The sequence below is a fragment of the Geminocystis sp. GBBB08 genome (assembly GCF_016743215.1).
Taxonomy (GTDB): Bacteria; Cyanobacteriota; Cyanobacteriia; order Cyanobacteriales; family Cyanobacteriaceae; genus Geminocystis.
The window spans coordinates 1-1859 of sequence record NZ_VRZC01000289.1 but is presented as its reverse complement, the minus strand read 5'-3'; the positions used below and the strand labels follow the sequence as shown (position 1 = coordinate 1859).

Below are 1859 nucleotides of genomic sequence, written 5' to 3'. Positions count from 1 at the left end.
GTCTTACTCTTTCTCCACAAGCTGTAGCGATATGCCCTACCGCCAAATACCACAGACGTTTACTTGAAATTGGCTTGGTTTTTGCCTTTTATTATCTGTTACCACATCGAAGGATGTTTTTTTAATTATAGCTCACTAATGCCCGTGCATAGCAGGGTTTTAGACCCACGATTTTTTGATAACAATTTGGTGGGCAGTGCATCGCCCTACATATTAGACTAAGGTTTGTTGCCATTCTAAACGTTCTAAAGTACGAGAACGCTCTAAAGCACGTTCAAAACTGTCTAATTTAGGTTCGATGAGGAAAGGCTCACTGATATAACCTTGTACAGCTTCTTGGGTTTTTAAACCGTTACCAGTGATATAAACTACGGTGGTTTCCTCAGGATCAATTTTTCCTGCTTCCACTAATTTTTTCAGTACTGCTATGGTTGTACCTCCTGCTGTTTCGGTAAAAATACCTTCAGTTTCGGCTAAAAGTTTGATCCCTTCAATAATTTGTGCATCGTTAACAGATTCAATATTACCGTTCGTTTTACGAGCGAGATCCAACGCATACATTCCGTCAGCTGGATTACCGATGGCGATCGACTTAGCAATAGTATTAGGTTTTACGGGGATAACAAAATCTCTGCCTTCTCTAAAGGCTTGGGCAATAGGTGAACAACCTTCTGCTTGCGCACCACTAAAACGTACGGGTTTATCATCTACTAAACCAACTTTAACAAATTCTTGAAATCCTTTGTGAATTTTGGTGAATAAAGATCCAGAGGCTAAAGGTGCAACAATATGATCAGGTAATTTCCAACCTAATTGTTCAGCCACTTCAAAGCCTAAAGTTTTTGAACCTTCAGAGTAGTAAGGACGTAAATTGATATTAACAAATCCCCAACCATAGGTATTACCTACTTCACAACAAAGGCGGTTAACTTGGTCATAATTACCTTTTACTGCCATTACTGTAGGATTATAAATTAGTGTACCTAAAACTTTTCCTGCTTCTAAATCCGAAGGAATGAACACACAACAGTCTAAACCAGCATGAGCGGCAATAGCGGCTGTGGAGTTGGCTAAGTTACCAGTACTAGCACAGGAGACGGTAGTAAAACCTAACTCTCTAGCACGAGTTAAAGCAACGGATACGACTCTATCCTTAAAACTAAGGGTAGGCATATTAACAGCATCATTTTTAATATAAAGATTTTTCAGACCTAGACGACGAGCCAAGCGATTTGATTTAACAAAGGGAGTCATCCCCGTACCTACATCTATAGGATTTTCACTTTCAACCGGTAAAAAGGCTTTGTAGCGCCAGATGGAATTAGGCCCTTTCGCAATGCTTTCACGGCTTACTTGAGCTTTAATAGCATCGTAATCGTAGGCTACTTCTAAAGGTGCAAAGGTTTCTTCGCAAATATGAATGGCTTTGAGAGGATATTCTGCACTACCTTCTTTGGAGACTAATTTGGTGAAAGTGGGTTTAAAAGCGTTGCTAGTGGAGGTAAGTTCGAGAGCTTGGGTCATTTTATCTTCTCCTGTGTGATCGATAATGATGAATCTGAAAATAATCTTTAAATGATTGCTTGTGTAAGAATTATAACAATTACCAAATTAGCTGTCAAACATACCCGACTATTTTTATCGGGATTGCTATTATATTTCCTACTCTAAATTGACACTCACGCCATCAAATCGAAGATTGTGATGGGTGATTCTTACCTCAAGGACACTTAACTAGCTCAAACAAATTACTTTGCTTAAACCCCGTCAGTACGTCTCCGTAAGCATTTTTTATCACGGTATGCCCTACCGCAATTAATCCTCTATTTTTAATTACCTCTGCACTCACAACATCTCTT

General features: G+C 39.2%; 1 protein-coding gene. It reads right to left on the bottom strand.

What is annotated here, in order from left to right; all coding sequences use genetic code 11:
• Positions 1 to 213 precede the first annotated feature (213 nt).
• Complete coding sequence (gene thrC, locus FWJ34_RS19270) at positions 214 to 1524, bottom strand: threonine synthase (RefSeq protein ID WP_308256944.1); 1311 nt, start codon at positions 1522 to 1524, stop codon at positions 214 to 216.
• Positions 1525 to 1859 lie beyond the last annotated feature (335 nt).